The following is a 22029-nucleotide window of genomic DNA, read 5'->3' on the forward strand; positions in this document are numbered from 1 at the left end:
TGTTGGACAAGCCGTACCTCTCGGCCGGAAGCCTGGTTTTGCGCCTTTAAGGGAGAGTCGCCTAGCGGCTGTTGGAACTGGAGTCGTCCAGAAATGGCTTTAAACCCTAAAGGAAATGGGATAGAGGAGCGCATGTTCACCCACGCCATAACCAGAAGACCGTCCGAGGAGATGGTTGACGGCATCACCACCGCCAACCTTGGCAAACCCGATTTCCGGCTCGCCATCAAGCAGCACGATGCCTACTGCCACGCCCTGACCGAACTGGGCCTGGACGTCGTCGTGCTCGACGCCGTGGCCGGGTATCCGGATTGCTGTTTCGTGGAAGACACCGCCGTGGTGTGCAGCGACGTTGCCGTCATCACGCCGCTGGGAGCTCCTTCGCGCCAGGGCGAGCAGTTGACCATCGCGCCCGTGCTGGCCCGGCGCCGCCCCGTTGTCAGGATCGATCCGCCCGCGATCATCGAGGGCGGCGACGTGCTCCAGGTGGAGAACACCTTCTTCGTCGGCATCTCCGAGCGGACCAACGAGGCCGGGGCCGAAGCCCTGGCCAAGGCCGTTCGCCCCTATGGCTACAGCGTGGTGCCCATCGCCTGCGGCCCCTCCCTGCATTTCAAGACCGACGTCAACTACATCGGCCGCAACACCCTGCTCGTGTCTCCGTTCTTCGCCAACGCGCCGGAGCTGGAGGCCTTTGACCGGATTGTGGTCGGCGACGACGAGGCCTACGCCAGGAACTGCCTGTACATCAACGGCACCACCCTGGTCCCGGCCGGGTTTCCCAAGACCCTGGCGAAGGTCACCGACCTGGGCGGCAACATCGTGGAACTGGAGATGTCCGAGTTCCGCAAGCTCGACGGCGGCCTGACCTGCCTGTCCCTGCGGTTCTAGATCGTCTCGTCCATTTGGCAAAAACAAGGCCACCCCTCGGGGTGGCCTTTTTCATTTCATAAGCCGACCGTCGGCTAATACCGATCCACCCGCTGGGGCAGAGTGATGATCCACAGCTTGGAGGGGGTGCCCGTGGGCTCCAGCTCGACCTTGGTCCTGACAGGCTGGCCCTTGTATTTGACCTGGCCTGCGCCGTCCACGGTGTAGGCCTGGATCTTGGTCACGGGCTTGCCGTCCTCGCCGATGGCCGGATTCACGACCTTGAAGGTGAAGCCGAAGTCGTTGTCCGAGGAAAAGGCCAGGGTCCGCATGTCGGGCAGCAGGGCCACGCCCTCGGCCTTGCCGGGCTTCCACCCGTAGTCCTTGAGGTCGAAGAGCAGGGTCTTCTTGACGTACTTCACGCCCAGCTTCTCCACCTCGGCGCGGTCGGCCAGGGTCTCCAGCTCCTTGCCGTCCGCCGTCTTCACGCCGGTTATGTCCGACGCGCCCGCCAGGTCGATGACGTATACCGGAATGCGGGTCTTGCCGTCGGCGCACTTGCCTCGCTCGATGAGCAGGAACCTGGTCTCGGAAATCCGGGCCAGGTCGCCGATCTTGGCGTCGCCGGAAATCTTGTAGTCGTCGCGGTTGTGGGGGTAGGCGTACTGCTTCACTGCGCCAGTAACCGGGTCGAGGAGGAGCAGCCGGACGAAGGTGGCCTTCGACTCCTTGATTTTCCCGTCCACGTCGCAGACGGACTGGATGGCGGCCAGGACCTTGCCGGACGGGGTGACGGCGATGCCCTCGAAGCCCCGGTTGGGCTGGCGGGCGGCCGCGATCATGGGCAGCTCCGCGCCGGGCGCGTACTTCTTGAGGATGCGGCCGGAGTATCCGTCGATCTTGGCGATGAACGGCCCGTACTCGTCGCAGATCCAGAGGTCCCGGCGGCTCTTGGCGTCAATGGCGATGCCCTCGGTGTCCAGCCCCTCGGGGTCGAAGGAGAGCTTGGCCAGCTTGTCGTCCACCGGAATCTCGCCGGTGGAGCCCACGCTCCCAAGGGGGATGGGGCGGCCGGAGACGGCGCGGCCCCGCGCGTCCTTCAGCGGGACCAGGCTGGCCAGCACGGCCTTGCCGTCCTTGACGCGCAGCGCGCCGAAGGACGGGGTGTAGTCCGGGGCCGGAAACATCTTGGTGGCCACGGGCTTGCCGGCGGTCTCGAACTTTGGCGCGTCCGCGTTGGGCCCGCGATCGCCGATGGCGTAAAAGACGCGGCTCCCGTCGGCCGCCTTGCCCACGTAGCACAGGCCGGAGCCCACGCCGATGGTGAAGCCGTCCGGAAAGCGGTCGGCGAACGCGCCCTTGTAGGGCACCAGAAATTTCGCGGGAATCTCGACGTCGTATTTTTCGATGACCGGCTCGGCGGCCAGGGCCGTGCCGACCAGGGCGGCGATGGCGAGACACAGGAAGGAAAGATTGCGGAACATGAAGGCCTCCACGGGATTTTTCCGTTTGCATACCTTCCGATCGGGCCGGGAGCGTGACGGCGCGGTGGCGATTGCGTGGCCGTGACGCAAAGGGCCGGGCCCCCGATGGGAGCCCGGCCCCGCTCGCGCGCCGGAGGATAGGCCCGCCGGGCGCTACTTCTTCTTCAGTATCCCCTTGAGCAGGGAGCCGGGGCTCTTCTTTTCCGTGGTCCCGGTGGTCCCGTCGGTGGCGGCGCCGGACGCGCCGGACTTGGTCCCGCCGAGGATGGAGTCCTTGAGGTTCTTCTCCAGGTCCTTGGCGCCCTGCTTGAAGGAGCCCTTGAGCAGGGCTTCGGCCAGGGCCTTGGGGTCGAGGCTGATCTCGGGCTGGTCCAGGCTGCCCTTGGCCCGGATGGGCAGGGGCAGTCCCTTGAGTTCCTCGATGGACGCGCCGTCCTGGCCCTGGAGGGTGCCGACCACGGTGACCGTGGCCAGGTAGTCCACGCTGTTCTGCGGCAGGTCGGCCCAGCCCTTGCCCGTGACCCGCAGCAGCGGGGACTTCATGAGCAGGTCGTCGTTGGTGATGTGTCCCTTGTCGAACACCGCGCTGCCCAGCAGCTCGGCGAAGTCGGTCCTGGCCGGTTCGTCGGCGCTGACGGCCTTGCCCTTGAGCCGGGCCCAGGCGTCGCGCAGCATCTTGGCCACGTTCACGCCGTTGACGGCCCCGTTGGTGAAGGCGAAGGAGGCCGTGCCGGTGATGGTCTTCTTGATGTTGGCCGGGGTCAGGCCCGCGCCGGTGAGGGCGTACCTGGCCACGGTGGCGCCCAGGAGGTGGTCCTTGCCGGTCAGGTCCTTGAGCAGCGGCCCGGCCTGGACGTCCTTGAGCTCGGCGCTTTCCTTCCACGGGGCCGGGGTGGCCCGGGCGTCGAGCTCGCTGTGCCCGGTCAGAGAGCCGTCGTAGAGGGAGGCCGAGAACGGCTTGACCAGGACCAGCCCGTTCTTCGCCAGGACCTGGACCAGGATGTCGGTGACGGTCAGGTTCATGGCCTTGAGCTTGCCCACGGTCAGCTTGGCCGAGAGATCGAGGGCCTTCAGGGCCGAGAGGTCCGGCTCGGCGGTCGGGGTTTCGTTTGCGGCCGTGGACTCGGCCGGGGCCGGGGAGGAGACGGCCTTCTTGTCCGTGGCCGGGGGCAGGTAGCGGTCCGCGTTCAGGTCGTCCACGTTGGCCTCGGCCGTGATGGCGGGTCTGGCGAAGTGCTTCACCGCGCCGTTGGCCGTCAGGGTGGTGTCGTCGAGCTTGGCGGTCAGGGACTCCAGGGACACGGCGTCGGCCGTGCCGTTGACCTTGATGTCCGCCTCGGCCCGGGTCAGGGCCTTGGGATCGGCCGTGTTCGGCGCGGCCACGCCGAGCTTGGCGAGCAGGTCGCGCGGGCTCATGGGGGCCAGCTTCAGCTCGGCGGAGTAATTGAGACTGTGATTCAGGTCCTTGGCGTAGAGGAAGCCGGTCACCCGCAGGTTGAAGAGCTCCAGTGCCAGCTCGGTGACGTCGAAGGTTTCCTTGGCCCGGTCGAAGGCGGCCAGGCCGGTGAGCTTGGGCCGGACGTCGATCCTGGGCTCGTCCATCCTGAGGGCGAAGGTCAGCTCGAAGGGCGTGCTCAGCTTGTCGCCCACCGAGCCCACGGTCAGGTTGAGGTCGGCGACCGACGCCTTTTGCCCGGTCTGCTCGTTGACGAAGTTGACCTGCGCGCCGGTGATCTGCACGCCCTGGACGGACAGCGCGCCCGGCGTGGTCCCGGAGGCGGCCTTGCCGCCCTCGCCGCCGGACGGGGCGGCGGATTGGCCGTCATCGGCCTGGGCCTTGGTCAGGTCGGCCCAGTTGGACACGCCCTGCTTGTTCACGGCCAGGTTCAGGGTGAAGCCGTCGAGCACCACGTCGCCGACGATCAGGTCGCCCGTCAGCAGGGGCAGGATGCGAATGGAGGCCATGGCCTTGTTGATCCGCACCATCTCCTTGGGCGCGAATCCGGGGGCGTTGCCCAGCGCCACGGGCCCGACCTCCAGGCCGAGCCAGGGAAAGAGGTTGAGGCCGATGTCTCCCTCGAAGACGAGCTCGCGGCCCGTGGCCTTTTTCACGGCCTGGGAGATTTCCGCCTTGTAGGCGTTGGGGTCCACGGTGGCCACCAGGATGACCACGGCGGCCACGAACAGCGCAATAAGCGCGCCGGCGATAATGAGGCCAGTCTTGAGCGGTCTGGTCATGGTTCCTCCTTAGAGCAGTTTCTGGAGCAGCGCCGAGGCTCCGGCCCCGCCGCTTTCGCGCAGTTCGGTTTCCTTGACGCCCATGTAGTGGAACATGGAGTCCAGGACCCTGTCGGCGAGATAGTCGTTGACGTCGAAGCTGGTGTCGCCCGTGACCTGGGCGGCGGCCGCGGCGGCGTTCATGGCGGCGCCCAGCCCGGCGGCTTCGGCCGAGCGGGCCACCACGGGTCTGATCAGTTCCTTGAGGGAACCGCGGCTCTTGGAAGCGAAATAGTCGGTGATCGCGGTCATGGAGGAGGTGGAGGAGCCGAGCAGGGAGGCCGTGTCGGTGACGGAGAGCCCCTGGATGGCGTCCATGAACGAGCTTTCGGACCCGGTGACGGCGCCCTGGGCCGCCGTGTTCATGGTCGCGAGCAGGGAGGGCGAACCGGTCATGCCGGACAGCCAGTCGGGCAGGGCCAGGGCCGTGGCCGCGTCGGCGGCGAAGCCCTGCCCCGTGGTCAGGGTCTGGGTGGCGTACTCGGTGGAGTCGGTCAGGATCTCCTTGACCCCGGCCACGGCCTCGGACGGGGTGTAGGAGAGTCCGGCATCCTTGGCCTTCTGGTCGGCCAGCTCGCTGCCCGCCTGTTTGAGGGTGTCCGTCCACCCCGCGAAGGCGGAGGCGGCGGCGAGAAGGAGGAGGACTGCGAGGATCGCGGATATACGGCGAATGGTCATGGGTGCATTCCTTGTTGGAGTGATGGACGTCGAGAACAGAATACCACGGCCCGTCGGCCCTGCCTAGTCGCCAGGAACGCCAAGCGGGTTCTTTTTGGCCTGGGCGGAGTCGCCGGTTGAAGAAACGGAAAAAGCGGCGGATAGCCGTTTTTCGGCAGTCCGCCTACCGGCCGGAGCTGATGCCCAGGCCCTTGAGCAGGCCGAAACATCCGGCGAGCATCATGTCGCCGCCCGGTGCGGGGAAGGAGACGTCGTACCCTTCGAGCATCCCCCGGCGCGGGCCGATGACGTAGGTGGGCGCGAAACCGGCTGCTCCGTCGGGCAGGCCCAGGGTCAGGCAGCCGTGCCCCTTGTCCTCGAAGACCTGCTCGAAGGAGAGGCAGCCGCAGCGGAATTTCGCCAGGTCGGCCCAGAGTTTGGCCCCGTCCACGCAGCCGGTGTGCTGCTCGTACACGCCGTGGATGCGGTCCTTGTAGAGCAGGAAGGCGATGAGGTGGGAGTTGCCGATGTTGACCAGAGTGATGCCGGTCTCCCGGCCGTGGGCCGCGATCTCGTCCACGTAGAGCGCGCCGAGCACGGCGGCCGCGCCCGTGTCGGCCACCGGGCCGCCGCCGATCTCGTCCTGGAGGTCGGTCAGCCGGGTCAGCATGGCGGGCGGGGTGTCGTAGACCAGGGACTCCGGCCGCCCGCCGCCCTCGGCCAGGAAGGCGCGCCAGAGCTTGAACCGGCCCATGCGATTGGACTGTCCGGGGTGGAACCCGTGGTCCTGGGCGCAGGCCGCGATGCGGTCCGGCCAGGGCAGGTCCGCCGCCGCGAGCAGGGTGCGCCACCACGTTTCGTCGAAGTCGGTCAGGCGCACGGGCTCGTACCCGGCCGGGCATTCCTCCACGAGGGGGATGCCGGTCAGCTCCAGCGCGGAGAGGTCGTCGGCCATGGTGAAGGCCGCGCTCCGGGTGGCGGCCACGGCCAGCCCGGCCTTCTGGTTGGCGCGGACGAAGCGGGTCACTCCGCCGCCCATGTTGCGGCCGTGCAGCCAGATGTTCCGGCCCTGTTCGCGCAGGGCCGCGATGCGCTTGCCGATGCGCAGGGCCGGGGAGGGGAGGACGAACTTGGGGCAGTTTTCGATTTCCCGGTCCGGGTAGTGGTAGAGCACGTCCTGGGTGCCGCTGCCGATGTCGAGACAGAGCGTGGTGGTCACGGGATTCTCCTTTTGCGGTTGCCGGATGAAGGTAATGCGCGACGGGTTTGGTGGCAAGAAAGAGTGACAATTCCGTGGCGGCGCATTTCCCCGCGCGCCCCGGCTTGACACCGCCCCCCGCTCCGGTAACCATGCGCCATGCTCGCATCCATCGCCCTCGGCCTGATCGTCTTCCTGCTCGCCTTCCCCCTGGCGCGCTACGTCATCTTTCTGGACTCCAACCGCCGGGCCGGGCAGCTCGCCGGGCTGCGCCGACGCATGGGCGGCCTGGCCCTGCCCCTGTGCCGGGGCTGGCTCACGGCCGTGGCGGCCGACCTGTTGGTCCTGCCCCTCTACGGGCTGGGCGCGCTCCTGGGCGACGGCCCGGAGCGCGCTGGCGTGCCCGTGGTCCTGGTCCACGGGCTCTACCACAACCGCACGGGCTGGGCCGTGCTGGCCCGCCGGTTGCGCCGGGCCGGGGCGGCCAATGTGCACACCTACCAGTACGACAGCTTCCTCGGCACCTTCGACCCGGCGGTGGAGGGGCTGGCCCGGCTCCTGGACCGGCTGCTCGGCGGCCGGGCGGACGCGCGGGTCATCCTGGTGGGCCACAGCCTGGGCGGCCTGGTCTGCCGCGCCGTGGCGGGCGACCCCCGCTACCGGGACCGCGTGGCCGGGCTGGTCGCCCTGGGCTCGCCCCACGGCGGGTCGGAGCTGGCCTGGTTCGGGCCCAACCGCATGGCCCGCGATCTCATCCCCGGACGGCTCATCTCCCGCCGCGTGGCCGAGGCGGCGGACCCGGACTGTCCCCGCCTGGCCGTGTTCAGCCCGGTGGACGACTACGTCTGTCCCCTGCCTCTCCTGCGCCCCGGCCGCCCCGGCTGGCGCGAGGAGATATGCCCGCCCATGGGCCACGTCTGGATGCTCTTCTCCCCCCGGGTGGCGGCATCGGTCCTGGCCTTCGTCCTCCCCCTGGCCCGCCGCGCCTGACCGCCCCGGACCGCCGCCGCGCGCCCGCGACAGGCGCGAATGCAGGGAAAACGGGACAGGCTTCCCCCAATCGCCCATATCGGCGAATATCCATTCCGGATCATCATAAAGGGATCGCAGGAGTGCTCCGCTCCTCCCTCCTTTTCTTCGTTTTTGGGGGACGCAGATTGTCAAACCAAACTGAACGCCTCTGCAATCCCTTGTTGTTCAATAACGTCCCGCCGGAGGCGGCTCCTTGTCTGCCTTTCTGATTATCTCCGCTACAGTTCACTTCCACGTCAAAAAAACGGACGGGCCGGAGGAAGGCAGCCCTCCGGCCCGCGTTTGGGCGATGGGGGGGGTGAACCCCGCTTACTTGATGACGGCCGCGCCAGCCATGGCGACGGACTCATCCTCGTCAACCGTGCCGCCGGACACGCCGATGGCGCCGATGATGACGTTCTTGGAATCAACCAGCGGCACGCCGCCCGCGAACAGGATCAGGCCGTCGTTGCTGACCTCGATGCCGTACAGGGACTGGCCGGGCTGCGAAGCCGCGCCCAGGGTGCGGGTCGGCATGTTGAAGTAACGGGCCGTGATGGCCTTCTTGATGGAGATGTCGATGCTGCCGAGGAAGGCGTTCTCCTGGCGGTAGAAGGCCTTGAGGTTGCCGCCCGCATCAACGATGGCGATGTTCATCGGAATCTTGATCTCCTCCGCCTTCTTGAGCGCGGCGGCGAGAATCTTCTGGGCCTGGGCCAGGGTGATGTCGCCCGGCAGGGTCTTGACGGGATCGCCTGCCATGGCGGCGCCCGCAAGCAGCATGACCGAAAGGGCGAGCAGGGTGGAAAGCATCAGTTTGCGCATGGGATTCTCCTTGTGATGTTGGAGTTGTCTCTCCCGGAGGAACCCGCCCCTGAGAGCACTGTGCCCGGAGAGGCCGAAAAGGACCGCCACAATCCCCCGATACGCCCCTTAACGGCGGGCCGCAACACGAGATTTGGCCGACTCGCATTGACACCCCGGAGCCTGGGCCGTACATCTCGCGCATGAACCAGTATGCCCCATCCCTGACCGAGGCCCACCGGCGCTTCCTGACCGATCTCTTCCCCGGAGAGGGCTGCCTGCTTTCGGCCGAGGGACGGGCCGCGTTTTCGGCGGACTCCAGCCGCTGCCGCGCCATGCCCTGGGCCGTGGTCCGGCCCGAGCGGCGCGAGCAGGTGGTGGAGCTCCTGCGTTGGGCCGAGGCCGAGCACATGCCCCTGTACCCCCGCGCGCGCGGCACCTGCCAGGTGGGCAACGCCGTGCCCGCCCTGGGCGGCGTGGTGGTCTCGCTGCTCAGGCTTGACCGCATCCTGGACGTGGACCCGGACGACTTCGTGGCCGTGGTCGAGCCGGGGGTGGTCACCGCCGACCTCCAGGCCGTCTGCGCCAAGAAGAAATTGTTCTATCCGCCGGACCCGGCCAGCGTGAAGATGTCCACCGTCATCGGCAACGCCTCCACCTGCGCCGGGGGGCTCCGGGCGGTGAAGTACGGCGTCACCCGAGACTGGGTGCTCGGCCTGGAGGCCGTGCTGCCGGGCGGCAGGGTCCTGCGCGCGGGCGGGCGGATGCACAAGGATGTGGTCGGCCTGGACCTGACCCGCCTGTTCATCGGGGCATGCGGCAAGCTCGGGCTGATCACCGAGATGACGGTCAAGCTCATCCCCCTGCCCGAGGCCTCGGCGTCGGTGCTGGCCGGTTTCGCCGACCTCTCCTCCTGCATGGAGGGGGCGCGGGCGGTGTTCCGCGCCGGGCTGCTGCCCGCGGCCTGCGAGTTCATGGACGCCAACGTCCTGGAGGCGGTGCGGCGCATCGACGACGTGCCCCTGCCCGAGGCCACGCGGGCCGCGCTGCTCTTCAAGGTGGACGGCACGGCCGAGGGCGTGCGCGCCGAGACCGAGCGGCTCTGCGCGGCGCTTCGGCCGCTTTCGCCCGTGGGCGTGACCGTGGGCACGGGCGCGGAGGAGGAGGCGGTCTGGACCGTGCGGCGGCGCATCTCGCCCGCGACCTTCCAGATCAAGCCGAACAAGGTGGCCGAGGACATCGCGGTGCCGCGCTCACGGGTGGGGGAGGCCGTGGAGCGGGCCCACCTGATCGGCGAGGAGCACGGGCTGCCCGTGCTCTGCTACGGCCACCTGGGCGACGGCAACCTGCACGTCAGCATCATGCACGACGTTTCGGTCCCCGGCGAGGCCGAGGCGGCGGAGCGGGCCAAGAACGCGGTCTTCCGCCTGGCCATCGAGCTGGGCGGGACCATTTCGGGCGAGCACGGCACAGGCCTGACCAAGGCGGCGTTCGTGCCCGAGCAGCTCGGCGCGGCGTCCATCGCGCTGATGGACGCCATCAAGGCGAATTTCGACCCCTCCGGGATCATGAATCCGGGCAAGGCGTGGTAGCATGGCGGACCGGCAATGCATCCTCTGCGGCGCCTGCATGGCGGTGTGCCCCCTGCTGCGCGCCACCGGGCGCGAGGAGCTTTCCCCGCGCGCCAAGTCGGACCTGAACCGGCTCCTGGCCGAGGGCGCGGCAGACCTCTCGGGCGACGCGGTGGCCCGGCTGGCGGGGCTCTGCCTGGGCTGCCACCGCTGCAAGGCGGTCTGCCCCCAGGGCGTGGATGTGCCCGAGGTCGTGGCGCAGCTGCGCGCGGCCCATCCCGACTTCCGCCGCTGGTTGTGGAAGACCTGGCTGACCCACGCGGGGACGCTCTGGCCCGCCGGGTCGGCGGCGGCCAAGGCCGTGCCCGAGGGGCTGGCCCCGGAGAAGTTCGGCCCGTCGCTCAGGATGCTCGCCGGGCTCTCGGGCGGGCCGGGGCTGACGCCGCTGCTCGAACCCGTCAAGTTTCCGGACAGTTGTCGCGGCGAGCGCATGCTCCTCTTTGCCGGATGCACGGCCACCTACGTGCGCAAGCGGTGGGCCGACACGGCGCGCCGGTTGCTGGACGGCCTGGGCGTGGAGGTCCTGGCCGCCGACTTCGGCTGCTGCGGCTCGGGGCTGTCGGCCGTGGGGCTCTCGGCCGAGGCCGGGGTGCTGGCCGAGCGCAACCTGGCGGCCTGGCGGGCGGCCGGTCGGCCCAGGGTGGCGGTCTTCTGCGCCTCCTGCCTGGAGGGGCTGCGGGCCTATCGGCCCGACGACTCTGCCGAGGCAGAGGCCTGGCGCAAGGCCCTGACACCGCTATCAATTGTTTTACATGATATAGAGTTTGTGGTATCCCCTCATGCGACGTCGGCCATCGGGTATCACCACCCGTGCCACGCGCCCGAGCCGGACCCGGACCTGGCCCTGCTTCGGCGGGCGCTGGGGGACCGAATGGTCGCGGCCACGGGCAAGGAATGTTGCGGCTTCGGCGGCGTGATGCGGCTGGGCGCGCCCGAGCTGTCGGCCACGGTCAACGCCGGTTGCTGGGCGGCGCTTCAGGGCGCGGAGCTGGTCCTGACCGGTTGTTCGGCCTGCGCCACCCAACTGGCCGCCACCGCCCCGGCGGGCGTGACCGCCGGGCATTGGCTGGAGCTCATCGCATGACAAAGAGGGGACCATGGAACGGATTCGTTTTTGGGGTGTGGCGGGAAAGACCCGCGCGCTGCTGCTCGATCGGGCGGCTATTTTCCTTATGTACTGGGTGCTGTTCGCGGCCGAAGGGCTGGCGGGCGAGTTCGCCATGGACGGCGGGGGCAATGCCGTCCTCGGTTCGCTGATCTACCTGGGGACGCTGCTCGTCGACATCTGCCTGACCATTTCCCTGTACCGCTTCGTGCTGTCGCACCTGCGGGGAGGGCGGTCGTTTTATCCCGGCCGACCGGTTGGGACCACCGGCCGGTTCCTGCTTTCCTCTCTGGCCATCCTGGTGCTCTGCCTGCTGTTCGGGCTCCTGGCCAGCCTGCCCTTGGTAGCGGTGGGCGCATCGGGTCTGCCCGACGATTCCAGGCATCTGCTGATGGGCGGCGCGCTCCAGGCCCTCACCGGCCTGTTCCTCGTGGTGGTCGGGCTGCTGCCGATGCTGCGGTTCGGGTTCATCCTGCCCGCCATCGTCATGGGCGACCCGGACGGATACGGCCGTTCCTGGCGGCTGAGCCGGGGGTACACCCTGAAGATGCTGACCTCCCTGGTCCTTTTTCTGCTCCCGGTCCTCTGTTTCGGTGTCGTATGGGCGATGCTCGCCGGTGAGGATTCCACCTCGTTCCGGGTGGCGAACAGCCTGCTTGCGGCCACTGTTTCCCTAGGCATGAGCGTGTTCTTCTGTCTGCTCTACGAGGCCATGACCCGGCGGGAGCGCCTGCTGCGCGAGGTCGTGGAGCGGGAACGGCTGGAAGAGACGGGCGGCCCCGGACGGGCGGCTGTTGAATAACGGCGCGGGGAAGGGCGGCCTCGGCCCGGGCGGCGTGATGCGGCCGGCCGCGTCCGGATTGCCCGATACCGCCCTGGGGGGGCTGCCGGGCGCTGACCGGAAACCATTCCATGAAGATGAGGGGATATGAGAAAGATCGGTTTTTGGCGCACTGCGCGAGAGACGGGGCGGCTTGTCCGGTCCGGCTGCCTGGTGTTCGGCATTTATTGGGCGGTGTGGGTTGCCTTGGCCCTGGTCGAGAACGTCTTTTATCATTCGGAGGAGCCGCTGTCTTTGATGGCCGTGGTCCGGGCTGTATTGCTATTGCTGTTGACTACGGGGCTGTCGTTGTCCTTGTACCGCTTCACGGTGGCCCTGGAGCGCAATGAGCGGACCTTTTTCCCCTCTCCGCCGGTTCGGGAGTATCTTCGGTTTCTTCTGGTTTCTCTGGCGGTGGTGGCCATAAGCATGCTCCTGGCGCTGGTGGGAGCCCTGCCCCTCCTGGTGTTGTTGCTCTACATAGGAGCCGTGGACAGTCCCGGCAATGTCGTCTTCGCTCTGGTGCCCTGCGCCGGATTGTTCGCCGTGGCTTGCGGCGCCGTTCCCTTCATGAGGCTTTCGTTCGCCACGGTAGCCGTCGCGATCGGCGACGACGGCGGCTTCGGCAGAATCTGGAGGCTCACCAGAGGGTATGGCCTGAAGCTCCTGGCCCTTTTCTTTCTGGCCGTCTCGCCTCCCTTCCTTCTCGGGGTGGTATGGGGAGCGATGGGACACAAGAGTGCGATGGAATCCATCCCGTTCGCCACGTTCAATGTCGTATTGACCGTTTCCGTCTTTTTCGGGGTCTCGCTTTTCCTGCTGGTTTTCTACCAGAGGCTGGAGGAACGGGGTCGGGCGTCCGAGGCAGGCGATGCCCTGGTTCGCGATGCCGAATAGGAGTCCCGGATTCCGGGCCGAAGTGCTTTGGCAGAACTGGTGGGGCGAGGTCGGGGCCGTGCTGGCCGCGTCCGCCCGGCTGGTCCGGCGCGAGCCGCTGGCCTATGGCCGGTTGGCGCTGCTCTACCTGCTGACCCGGGGCTCGTTTTCCCTTGTGCCGTACGTGGCGTCGGAGGGGGCCGTGCTGTATCTGCTGGCCTGGACGGCGGGGTTCCTGGTCGAGCTGGGAGTCCTGGCCATCATGGTGGCGACCTGGCGCACGGCGGCGGCCCAGTCGCGCGGGGAGTCCCTGCGCATGCCGTCCGATTTCGCCCTGCGCGTGGCCAGGGCCGTGCCCTACGGGTTCGCCTGGTACCTCATCGTGGATTTCGTGATGGGGTACGCGGCCTGGGGGGCGACCGATGCGTTGAACGCCCTGGCCGGGACCGAGCACGGCACGGCGGCCTTCATGGCCGCGCAATACCTTGAGGGCGCGCCCCTGGCCTGGATCGCGGCCCGGCTGGGCTTCGTCCTGGTGGGGATCGGCGCGGACGGCCGCGCCACCCTGCGGGAGTCCCTGGCCATGACCCGTGGGGCCGTCGCGCCGCTGTGCCTGACCTTCCTGCTCTGGTGGGTGGCCCGGCGCGCCTTCACCGACGCCGCCCTGTTCCTGCTGCCCATGGAGGCTTCGGCGGCGTACCTGGACTGGGTGGCCCGGCCCCTGCGCGCGGTGGTCACCGTGTTTTTTGCCGTGACGGCCGCCGTGTGGTACGAGAGGCTCGGGCGGGCCGTCCCGGCCGTGAATCGCAACATTGAGGAGTCGCATTGATGCAGAATATTACCGCCTGGGGGTCGCTGAAGCAGTCCGTGGCCCTGATGTGGAACCGCAAGCTGGCCGTGCTCGGCTTCGTGGTGGTGCAGGCCGTGCTCTACGCCGCCTATGCCGCCCTGGGGCTGGGGGACCCCGAGAACGTGCGGGGCAGCCTCGACGCCGTCGGGATCATGCCCGTGCTGCTCGGCGTCCCGTTCTTCGCCCTGGTGGGCATGGTCGTGTACCTGTTTTACAGCCACTATATGGTCACGGCCCTGCGCGGCGGGCCGGTGCTGGTGCCCGTGCGGCCCGTGGTCGCCTTCCTGCGGTTCCTCTGGGCGTGCATCAAGCTCGGGGCGGCGGGCGCGGTGCTGGCGGGGCTCGTTTTTGCCGTCCCGGCCGGGCTGGCCCTGGGCGTTCCCGCACTGCGGGAGAGCACGGCGGCCATCATCGCGGTCGTGCTCTACGGGTTCGCGGCCATGCTCTGGCTGCTGCTGGTGACCCTCCGGCTGGAGCTGGTCCTGCCCGGGGTGGCGGCGGGCGACGGGACCACCTTGCGCGAGGCGTGGCGCATCTCCAGGGGGAGCGGCTGGCGGCTGTTCCGGTCCGTTCTGTTGCTCTTGATCCTGATCGTTGCCGTGGTCCTGGCCGTGGGCTTGCCGCTCATCCTGACCCTCGGGGCCGAGGCCCTGATCGTCGTTACCTGCATGGCCCTGCTCAACGCGCTGGCCGGGCTTATGGGGACGACGCTGCTCTGCGTCTGGTACGTGCGGCTGTCCGACGGGCCGGCCGGGGAGGACCAGATGCCGCGCGTGGAGAACCTGGCCGGGAAAATCCGGGAAGGATACTACGCGGGCGGGCCCGAAGCGTAGCCCTTGCGTGTCGATTCGGCGACAGGGGGTGCACAACCTTTGCCCCGCCGCCGGTTTGTGCTATCCCATGACCCATCGCCCCGGTGGGCGAAGCCGAAAACATGGACCGTATCGACACCGTTGCCGTCACCCGGCGGGCCTTTTGCCTGCTTAGGGACCGCCGACGGGCGCTCCTTCCCCTGGCGGGGTGGTTCGCCCTGGGCTTCCTGCTGGCCAACGCGGCCCGGTGGCGCTTCCCCGGCCTCTACGTCTTCGACCCCTTCGACCAGGGGTGGCTGCTCGCGCCCGAGGCCCTGTGGTTCGGGCCGCTCCTGGCCCTGACGCACCACCGGCTGCTTGATCCGGGCCAGGCCTTCGCCCGGTCCACGGGCCACCGGCTGCTCAAGTTCGCCAAGGCGGCGGCCTACGCCTACGTGCTGGCCGTCCTCTACCTGGTGGGGCTCTTCGCCGCCACCCAGGGGTTCCCGGCCCTGGCGGGCTACGTGCTCGGCCCGGCCATCGCTCGGTTCTATCCGCTGCTGGTGGTGGCCGGGGCCATGTTCCTGCTTTTCTGGTACGTGCGGCTGCTCTTTCCCTTCGCCTTCCTGGCCGGGGACGCGCGCGAGCCGATGATCCGCTCCATCCTGCTCGCCAAGGGAAATGCGCGGAAGATCGTCGCCTGCCTCTTGCTTCCGGCCGCCGCCGTGCTTATTCCTTGGATGGCCCTGGCCGCTTTCGCCGGGGCCTGGCTCGACCCGGCCCGGGGGGCGCCCCTCGGTTCCGTGGCCGTTTTCGTGCGCAGCGCGCTGCAGGCCGCTGGCGCGATCCTGCTTTCCACCGGGCTCTGCGCAACGTATGAAGCCCTGGTCGCCCTGAAGGGCGACGCCGAATCCCTCGCCTAGGAGAGACGATGCTCAAGTATATCTTCGGTTCCAAGAACGACCGATACCTCAAGAAGCTCAAACCCATCATCGACAAGGTCAACGGTCTGGAATCGCAGATGGCCGCCCTGGCCGACGCGGACTTCCCGGTGAGAATCGCCGCCTGGCGCGGCCAGGTGGAGACCGGGGAGCGGACCCTGGACGACCTGCTGCCCGAGTGCTTCGCCCTGGTGCGCGAGGCGGGCAAGCGCGCCTTCGACCCGCCCATGCGCCACTTCGACGTCCAGCTCATCGGCGGCATCGTCCTGCACGAGGGCAAGATCGCGGAGATGAAGACCGGCGAGGGCAAGACCCTTGTCGCGACCCTGCCGGTGGTGCTCAACGCCCTGTCCGGAAAGGGCGTGCACGTGGTCACGGTCAACGACTACCTGGCCAAGCGCGACGCCGAGTGGATGGGCCGCCTCTATTCCTTCCTCGGCCTGTCCGTGGGCGTCATCGTCCACGGCCTGACCGACCAGGAGCGCCAGCTCGCCTACGGCGCGGACATCACCTACGGCACCAACAACGAGTTCGGCTTCGACTACCTGCGCGACAACATGAAGTTCTACAAGGAGCAGCTTGTCCAGCGGCCGCTCAACTTCGCCATCGTGGACGAGGTGGACTCCATCCTCATCGACGAGGCGCGGACCCCGCTCATCATCTCCGGGCCGGGCGAGAAGTCTTCGGGCCTGTACCGCCGCATCGACGCCATCATTCCCAAGCTGACCATGTCCACCCCCATCGACCCGGAGGACAAGGAGACCTTGCCCGACGGCGATTTCGTCCTGGACGAGAAGGCCAAGTCCGCCACCCTGACCGACGCGGGCGTGGAGAAGGTGGAGCGGCTCCTGGACGTGGACAACCTTTTCGATCCCAAGCACGTGGCCCTGCAGCACCACGTCCTCCAGGCCCTCAAGGCCCACCACTGCTTCCAGAAGGACGTGGAGTACATCGTCAAGGACGACCAGGTGGTGCTGGTGGACGAGTTCACCGGCCGCCTCATGCCGGGCCGCCGCCTGTCCGACGGCCTGCACCAGGCCATCGAGGCCAAGGAGAACGTCAAGGTCGAGGCCGAGAACCAGACGCTGGCGTCCATCACCTTCCAGAATTATTTCCGGATGTACGAGAAACTGGCGGGCATGACCGGCACGGCCGACACCGAGGCCGTGGAGTTCAAGCAGATCTACAACCTGGAGGTGGTGGTCATCCCCACCAACCAGCCCATGGTCCGCCAGGACAACCCGGACGCCATCTACAAGACCCAGCAGCAGAAGTACGAGGCCATCGCTGACGACATCGCCGACTGCTACCGGCGCGGCCAGCCCACCCTGGTGGGCACCGTGTCCATCGAGAAGTCCGAGCACCTCTCGAACCTGCTCAAGAAACGCAAGATTCCCCACAGCGTGCTCAACGCCAAGCAGCACGAGATGGAGGCCGAGATCGTGGCCGAGGCCGGGCACCGGCAAAAGGTGACCATCGCCACCAACATGGCCGGCCGCGGCACGGACATCAAGCTGGGCGAGGGCGTCTGCGAGCTGGGCGGCCTGCACATCATCGGCACCGAGCGCCACGAGTCGCGGCGCATCGACAACCAGTTGCGCGGCCGCTCCGGCCGCCAGGGCGACCCGGGGTCCTCCCGCTTCTACCTGGCGCTGGACGACGACCTGATGCGCCTGTTCGGCTCCGACCGGCTCAAGGGCCTCATGGACAAGCTCGGCATGGAAGACGGCATGGCCATCGAGAACAAGCTGGTCTCGGGCGCCATCGAGAAGTCCCAGACCCGCGTGGAAAACCACCATTTCGAGATCCGCAAGCAGCTCCTGGAATACGACGACGTCATGAACCAGCAGCGCGAGGTCATCTACACCCTGCGCCGCGAGCTGATGAAGGCCGCGTCCGTGGAGGAGATCGCCCGCCGCCACGCCTCCGAGCTCCTGGACGAGATCCTGGTCCCGGCCCTGGACGGCAAGGCCGTGGACGAGGAGACCATCGAGGCCGTGCGCGCCCGGCTGGAGGAAGTCTTCAACTTCGAGCGGTTCGAGGCCTGGAAGGAAGGCGGCCTGCCCTCCCGCGACCAGGCCGAGGCCTGGGTGGACGACATCTTCGCCTACCTGCGCACCGCCACCGGCGACCACTACCAGGAAATCCTGCGCTACTTCCTCCTCGACTCCCTGGACCGCAACTGGAAGGAGCACCTGCTCAACATGGACTCCCTGCGCGACGGCATCGGCCTGCGCGGGTATGGCCAGAAGGACCCCAAGCAGGAGTACAAGCGCGAGGGCTTCGCGCTCTTCGCCGAGCTGGTCTACACCATCAAGGAGAACGCCATGCGCGCCTTCTCCCACCTGCGCATCGAGGCCGAGGTCCGCGACGACGAGTTCCAGCACGAGCAGTCCGACGATCTGGAATACGCGGGCTCCGACTCCGCCGGGGAGCAGAAGCCCCGGCAGGTGGTCAAGGAGCCCAAGATCGGCCGCAACGATCCCTGCCCCTGCGGCTCGGGCAAGAAGTACAAGAAGTGCTGCGGCGCCAAGTAGCGCCGATAGCCAGGCGACATCGCGGCGGCTGGTCCCCTCGGACCGGCCGCCTTTTTTCTTATGGCCCGCGCGCGGCGGGAAGGGGGCGGTTCCCCCTTGCGGACCCTCGCGCCGGGGCGTATGGCCTCGGCATGAGGCGCGCATTCATCCTCTTTTTCTTCCTGACCCTGGCCTGCGCGGCCGGGGCGCGGGCCGACGAACCGGGGTTCACCCCCGCGCCCGGCTTTGTCCTGACCCGGCCCAACGACTCGGGGGAGGGGCTCCGGCTCGGCGCGGAGTTCAACTACATCTCCCGCGCGGACTTCACCAACGGGCTGGGCAGCGTCAGCGTGGCCAGGGCCGATGTCAAGGCGGACTACTCCCTGTTCAGCCTCTCGCTGGGCGTCTCGCACTTCCTCTGGGAGAGCAAGGCGAACGTCCGCTTCTCCGAGGGCGAGAGCCGCGACCCGTGGGACGACCTCTACGACGTGACCCTCCAGGCCCGACTGCTCAACGACACCGTGGGCGACCACTGGCATTACTGGCTCAACGGCGAGCTGTCCTCGTCCTTTGAGAGCGACTTCCCCGGCGCGGTGGGCGCGGGTTTCGACGGCGGGGTGGCCTACGACTTCTGGGACGGCTGGATGCTCGGGCTTTCGGCCAAGGCCGTGGCCCTGAGCGCGCTCAGCGACGCCCTGTTCGGCGACGTGAAGTTCGGCGCGGTGGTGGCGGTCTCGCAGAAGTCCCTGCGCAACACCCTGCGGGCCGCCGGGCTGCTGCCCGATCTGCCGGAGGGCAAGGACTCCATCGGCTTCAGCTTCTACCTGACCGGGGCGGAGAAGACCTACCGCCTCTCCCCGGACAGCCCGGTGCGGCGCAACGGCTTCCTCGGAATGCGCCGTTCGGCCGTGGGCGCGTCCCTGGACTACACCCTGGACGAACACTGGTCCTTCTTCGTCGGGCCGGAGTACAACTACGGCCGCCAGTACATCCTCTACGACTCGGACGGGCGGCAGACCTCCTCCCATCGCCTGGGCGACGCCTGGGGCGGCCGCGCCGGATTCCGCTTCGTCTTCTGATCCTCGGCACGATGGTTGCTCCATCCCGGGCATCCCGCCCGAAATCGGGGCCGACCGGGGGTGGCTCGACCACCCTTTGCCCACCCGGTGCGCATGGTGCGCATCGGGGGAACACACTCTCTGCCAGCGGGCCCCGTTTTCGGGCGCGGCCGTTTGCGGACCGCGCGGTCTCGGTCGTGGGATTGAGGGTGGACGCGTTCAGGCGGTCGGGCCGGGCAGGCGCAGCCGCTGGCCTTCCCCGGCCAGGACGCGGACCGGCAGGCCGGAGCCCGCGTATTTTTCCCGGTCCCGCCCCACCATGCAGGCGAAGTGCAGGGTGTCGTCGTCGGCAAAGGGCATGTGGTAGATGACCACTTCGCGCGGGCGGAAGATATCCCGGATGATGGCCTGGCCCGTCTCGTTGTGGAAGAAGATCGGGTTGACGAAGGCCGCGTCCAGGTCCACGCCCTTGAGGGCGGCCTCGTAGTATTCCGGGACGTGGTCCGCGTCGCCGGTGAAGAGCAGGTTCAGCCCGCCCAGGGCGAGCAGGTAACAGTCGTTGCGCACGTCCTGGAACTGGCGGCCCATGTGGCGCGCGCCGATGGCCGTGACCGCGATCCCGGCCTCGGGCTCGAAGCGGGCGCTCTCGCCGGGCGCGAGGCTCAGGGCGTGGAAGGGGATGCCCCGTTCCCCGGCCAGGGCCTTGAGGTCGGCCAGGTCCTGCGAGCCCCGGTCCGCGCCCGGCAGGAAGATGGACCGGACCCTGCGCCGGGCCACCAGCTCCGAGACCAGGCGGGGCGTGAAGTGGTCCGGGTGCTCGTGGGTGAAGAGCAGGTAGTCGAGCCGCTCGAAGGGGTGGACGCCGAAGCGCATGCGCACCAGGTCCGCCTCCGGGACCCGGCTGAAGGGGTGGCCGTCCTCGCGGTGGACGCCGTCCACCAGCAGGGCCCTGCCGCCGTGCGCGACCAGTACGCCCGCATTGGCCACCAGGGTGATTTCCGCCATGTCGTCCTCCTTGTCCCCGCGCGCGGCCGGCCCCGTCCGCCGCGTCTTCGCCACCCGTTGCCGTTATGCCATTTCGGCGGCCGTGTCATGTGGTCGAAAAGGGAACAGCGGTAAGGCCGTCAGGCCCGGAAGATGAAGTAGACCGCGCCGAGCAGGCAGAGGGCGGCCCAGAGGTAGTCGAGCTTGAGGGGCTGGCCCATGTAGAAGATGCAGAAGGGCGCGAACACGGCCAGGGCCAGGACCTCCTGCATGATCTTGAGCTGGGCAGGGTCAGGGCGGTGTATCCCAGCCGGTTGGCCGGAACCTGGATCAGGTACTCGAACAGGGCCACGCCCCAGCTAAGCAGGGCGGCCACGTACCAGGGGCGGCTGTGCAGCTCCTTGAGGTGGGCGTACCAGGCAAAGGTCATGAAGACGTTGGAAGCGGTGAGCATGAGCGCGGTAAGCAGCGGTATTTTCATGCGGTTCTCCCCATGTGCGCGAGCTGTGTCGTCCGGAGCCGGACGGCCGTGCATATGACAGGGCCGCCCGGCCGTCCACAAGAATAATCAACCGGTCGGGCTTTCCCTTGACTTTGCCCCGGTGAGTTGCAAAGCAGTATCATGCCTATCAGCACTGGGAAGTTCGACGCGCTGGGCGTCTCCTACGAGGACGGGACCAACGCCAAGCTGCTGGCGGCCATCGCCCGGGGGGCCGAGGACCTGACCTCGGGCCGGGGGTGGCCCGACGCGGTCAACGGCCTGCTGGAGGCCCTGGGCCGGGTCACGGGCGTGAGCCGGGTCTGGATCTTCCAGACCATCCGCCTCACCGACACGCACATCACCCAGAACTACACCTTCGAATGGGCCGCCGCCCCACGCTACAGGCAGATCGGCATGCCCATGTTTTCCATGTTCACCAAAGTCATCGACAGCCCCGAGTATCGGGACCTGATCGAGAGCCGCAGGCGCGGGGAGTGGCAGAAGACCCTCACCCGCCTCCTCGATCCCGGCTGGTTTCGTGACGACCAGGACGTGCAGAAGATCAAGTCCATGCTGACCATCCCGGTGATGGTGGAGGACGAGTGGTGGGGCACCCTGGGGTTCGACGACTGCGAGCGCGAGTACGACTGGTCGGACGTGGAGATCGCCCTGCTCCGGGTGGCGGGCTACCTCATCTCCAACGCGGTGCTGCACGACCGGCTCTCGGCCAGGCGCAAGCAGTTCGACATCCTGCGCCGGATCACCGGCTCCGGGGTCTGGGCCTACGACTTCAGGACCGGCCAGGTCTGGTGCTCGGCCGAGCTGATCCATTCCGTGCCCATGCCCACGGACAACTTCAGCCTCTCGCTTAGGGGGGCTCTGCAATGGGTCCATCCCGGCGACCGCCGCGGCCTGCTGGCCGCGGCGCGCGACCATCTCGTCTCGGGCCGGGACGTCTTCCGCTTCGACGCCCGCCTCTTTTCCGATTGCGGCGACATCCGCTGGGTGGAGCTCATCGGCAACGTTCGCCTGGGCGCGTCGGGCAATCCGGAGCAGTTCGCGGGCATCGCCGTGGACATCCGCGCCCGCAAGCGCGAGGAGGAGCGGCTGCGCAAGGAGGCGGTCTCCGATCCGCTGACCGGGGTGATGAACCGGCGAATGTTCCTGCGCACCCTGCGCGAGCACATTGACCTGGGCATCGACCAGGAGACCGGGTTCGCCCTGTTGCTCCTGGACATCGACTGGTTCAAGGGGGTCAACGATCGCTACGGCCATGTGGCCGGAGACGAGGTCCTGCGCCATTTCGTGCGCACCTGCGACGCCGCCCTGAATCACCAGGGGGTCCTGGCCCGGCTGGGCGGCGACGAGTTCGCCGTGCTCCTGCCCGGGGCGGGGCTGGAGGAGGCCCGCTCGGCGGGCGAGCTCCTGCGCCGGGCCGTGCTCAATTCCCCCTGCCGGTTCGAGGACCGGCGCATCCTGCTGACGGCCAGCGTGGGCGTCACCGCCCACCCGCCCGGCGTGGCCACCCCGGCTCGGATCATCGAGAGCGCGGACCTGGCCCTCTACGAGGCCAAGCGGGCAGGCCGCAACTGCCTGATGGCCGCGCCCGAGGGCGCCTGCCTCGCCACGCCCCCGCCCGGCGGGGAGTGATCCCGGCCCGGCCGAAGGTCCGGCG

At 68.3% G+C, this 22029-nt stretch carries 18 protein-coding genes and 1 pseudogene; 12 read left to right on the forward strand and 7 right to left on the reverse strand.

What is annotated here, in order from left to right; all coding sequences use genetic code 11:
• Positions 1–132: 132 nt before the first annotated feature.
• Entirely contained in the window at positions 133–891 is a 759-nt protein-coding gene (locus PHP91_RS13070) for an arginine deiminase family protein (protein WP_300141384.1), read from the forward strand.
• A 74-nt stretch (positions 892–965) separates the two neighbouring features.
• Here the strand turns inward: PHP91_RS13070 and PHP91_RS13075 are convergent, their stop codons facing one another.
• From PHP91_RS13075 to PHP91_RS13090, 4 genes are all read right to left on the reverse strand, one after another.
• Positions 966–2354 carry an esterase-like activity of phytase family protein gene (locus PHP91_RS13075; RefSeq protein WP_300141387.1) on the reverse strand — a complete coding sequence of 463 codons (1389 nt, stop codon included), beginning with the start codon at positions 2352–2354 and terminating at the stop codon, positions 966–968.
• 153 nt (positions 2355–2507) lie between these two features.
• Positions 2508–4592: an AsmA family protein gene (locus tag PHP91_RS13080; RefSeq protein WP_300141390.1), complete on the reverse strand. Its 2085-nt coding sequence runs from the start codon at positions 4590–4592 to the stop codon at positions 2508–2510.
• A 9-nt stretch (positions 4593–4601) separates the two neighbouring features.
• Positions 4602–5309 carry a DUF4197 family protein gene (locus PHP91_RS13085; RefSeq protein ID WP_300141393.1) on the reverse strand — a complete coding sequence of 236 codons (708 nt, stop codon included), beginning with the start codon at positions 5307–5309 and terminating at the stop codon, positions 4602–4604.
• A 163-nt stretch (positions 5310–5472) separates the two neighbouring features.
• On the reverse strand, positions 5473–6507 hold the full coding sequence (locus PHP91_RS13090) for a DUF1786 domain-containing protein (protein ID WP_300141396.1): 1035 nt from the start codon (positions 6505–6507) through the stop codon (positions 5473–5475).
• A gap of 138 nt (positions 6508–6645) precedes the next feature.
• Here PHP91_RS13090 and PHP91_RS13095 point away from each other — a divergent pair, with 138 nt between their 5' ends.
• Complete coding sequence (locus PHP91_RS13095) at positions 6646–7476, forward strand: alpha/beta fold hydrolase (RefSeq protein ID WP_300141399.1); 831 nt, start codon at positions 6646–6648, stop codon at positions 7474–7476.
• Between the two features lie 351 nt (positions 7477–7827).
• Here PHP91_RS13095 and PHP91_RS13100 read toward each other — a convergent pair whose 3' ends face one another.
• A complete protein-coding gene (locus PHP91_RS13100; protein ID WP_300141401.1) occupies positions 7828–8322 on the reverse strand; it encodes a heme-binding protein in 495 nt (164 codons plus the stop codon).
• A 182-nt stretch (positions 8323–8504) separates the two neighbouring features.
• Between PHP91_RS13100 and PHP91_RS13105 the strand changes: the two genes are divergently transcribed.
• The 9 genes from PHP91_RS13105 to PHP91_RS13145 all read left to right on the forward strand — a co-directional run bounded on the left by PHP91_RS13105 (position 8505) and on the right by PHP91_RS13145 (position 18910).
• Entirely contained in the window at positions 8505–9893 is a 1389-nt protein-coding gene (locus tag PHP91_RS13105) for an FAD-linked oxidase C-terminal domain-containing protein (protein ID WP_300141404.1), read from the forward strand.
• A gap of 1 nt (position 9894) precedes the next feature.
• Positions 9895–11016, forward strand: coding sequence for a (Fe-S)-binding protein (locus tag PHP91_RS13110; RefSeq protein ID WP_300141407.1), 1122 nt, complete (start codon positions 9895–9897; stop codon positions 11014–11016).
• A gap of 13 nt (positions 11017–11029) precedes the next feature.
• On the forward strand, positions 11030–11839 hold the full coding sequence (locus PHP91_RS13115) for a hypothetical protein (RefSeq protein ID WP_300141409.1): 810 nt from the start codon (positions 11030–11032) through the stop codon (positions 11837–11839).
• 126 nt (positions 11840–11965) lie between these two features.
• Complete coding sequence (locus tag PHP91_RS13120; RefSeq protein ID WP_300141411.1) at positions 11966–12754, forward strand: hypothetical protein; 789 nt, start codon at positions 11966–11968, stop codon at positions 12752–12754.
• Positions 12744–13562: a hypothetical protein gene (locus PHP91_RS13125; protein WP_300141424.1), complete on the forward strand. Its 819-nt coding sequence runs from the start codon at positions 12744–12746 to the stop codon at positions 13560–13562. The genes PHP91_RS13120 and PHP91_RS13125 overlap by 11 nt, the downstream gene beginning before the upstream one ends.
• A complete protein-coding gene (locus PHP91_RS13130) occupies positions 13562–14416 on the forward strand; it encodes a hypothetical protein (RefSeq protein ID WP_300141427.1) in 855 nt (284 codons plus the stop codon). The genes PHP91_RS13125 and PHP91_RS13130 overlap by 1 nt, the downstream gene beginning before the upstream one ends.
• A 101-nt stretch (positions 14417–14517) precedes the next feature.
• A complete protein-coding gene (locus tag PHP91_RS13135) occupies positions 14518–15297 on the forward strand; it encodes a hypothetical protein (RefSeq protein WP_300141430.1) in 780 nt (259 codons plus the stop codon).
• Positions 15298–15305: 8 nt separating this feature from the next.
• A complete protein-coding gene (secA, locus tag PHP91_RS13140) occupies positions 15306–17852 on the forward strand; it encodes a preprotein translocase subunit SecA (RefSeq protein WP_300141433.1) in 2547 nt (848 codons plus the stop codon).
• 131 nt (positions 17853–17983) lie between these two features.
• A complete protein-coding gene (locus PHP91_RS13145) occupies positions 17984–18910 on the forward strand; it encodes a hypothetical protein (protein WP_300141436.1) in 927 nt (308 codons plus the stop codon).
• Positions 18911–19108: 198 nt separating this feature from the next.
• On the opposite strand, the gene PHP91_RS13150 is transcribed toward PHP91_RS13145, so the two are convergent.
• Together PHP91_RS13150 and PHP91_RS17300 are read right to left on the reverse strand one after the other, a co-directional pair.
• On the reverse strand, positions 19109–19894 hold the full coding sequence (locus PHP91_RS13150) for an MBL fold metallo-hydrolase (protein ID WP_300141439.1): 786 nt from the start codon (positions 19892–19894) through the stop codon (positions 19109–19111).
• Positions 19895–20013: 119 nt separating this feature from the next.
• A pseudogene (locus PHP91_RS17300) lies at positions 20014–20408 on the reverse strand (DMT family protein).
• A gap of 87 nt (positions 20409–20495) precedes the next feature.
• Here PHP91_RS17300 and PHP91_RS13165 point away from each other — a divergent pair.
• Positions 20496–22004: a diguanylate cyclase gene (locus PHP91_RS13165; protein ID WP_300141445.1), complete on the forward strand. Its 1509-nt coding sequence runs from the start codon at positions 20496–20498 to the stop codon at positions 22002–22004.
• The last annotated feature ends 25 nt before the right edge of the window (positions 22005–22029 follow it).

The organism is Pseudodesulfovibrio sp. (assembly GCF_028692895.1).
Taxonomy (GTDB): Bacteria; Desulfobacterota; Desulfovibrionia; order Desulfovibrionales; family Desulfovibrionaceae; genus Pseudodesulfovibrio.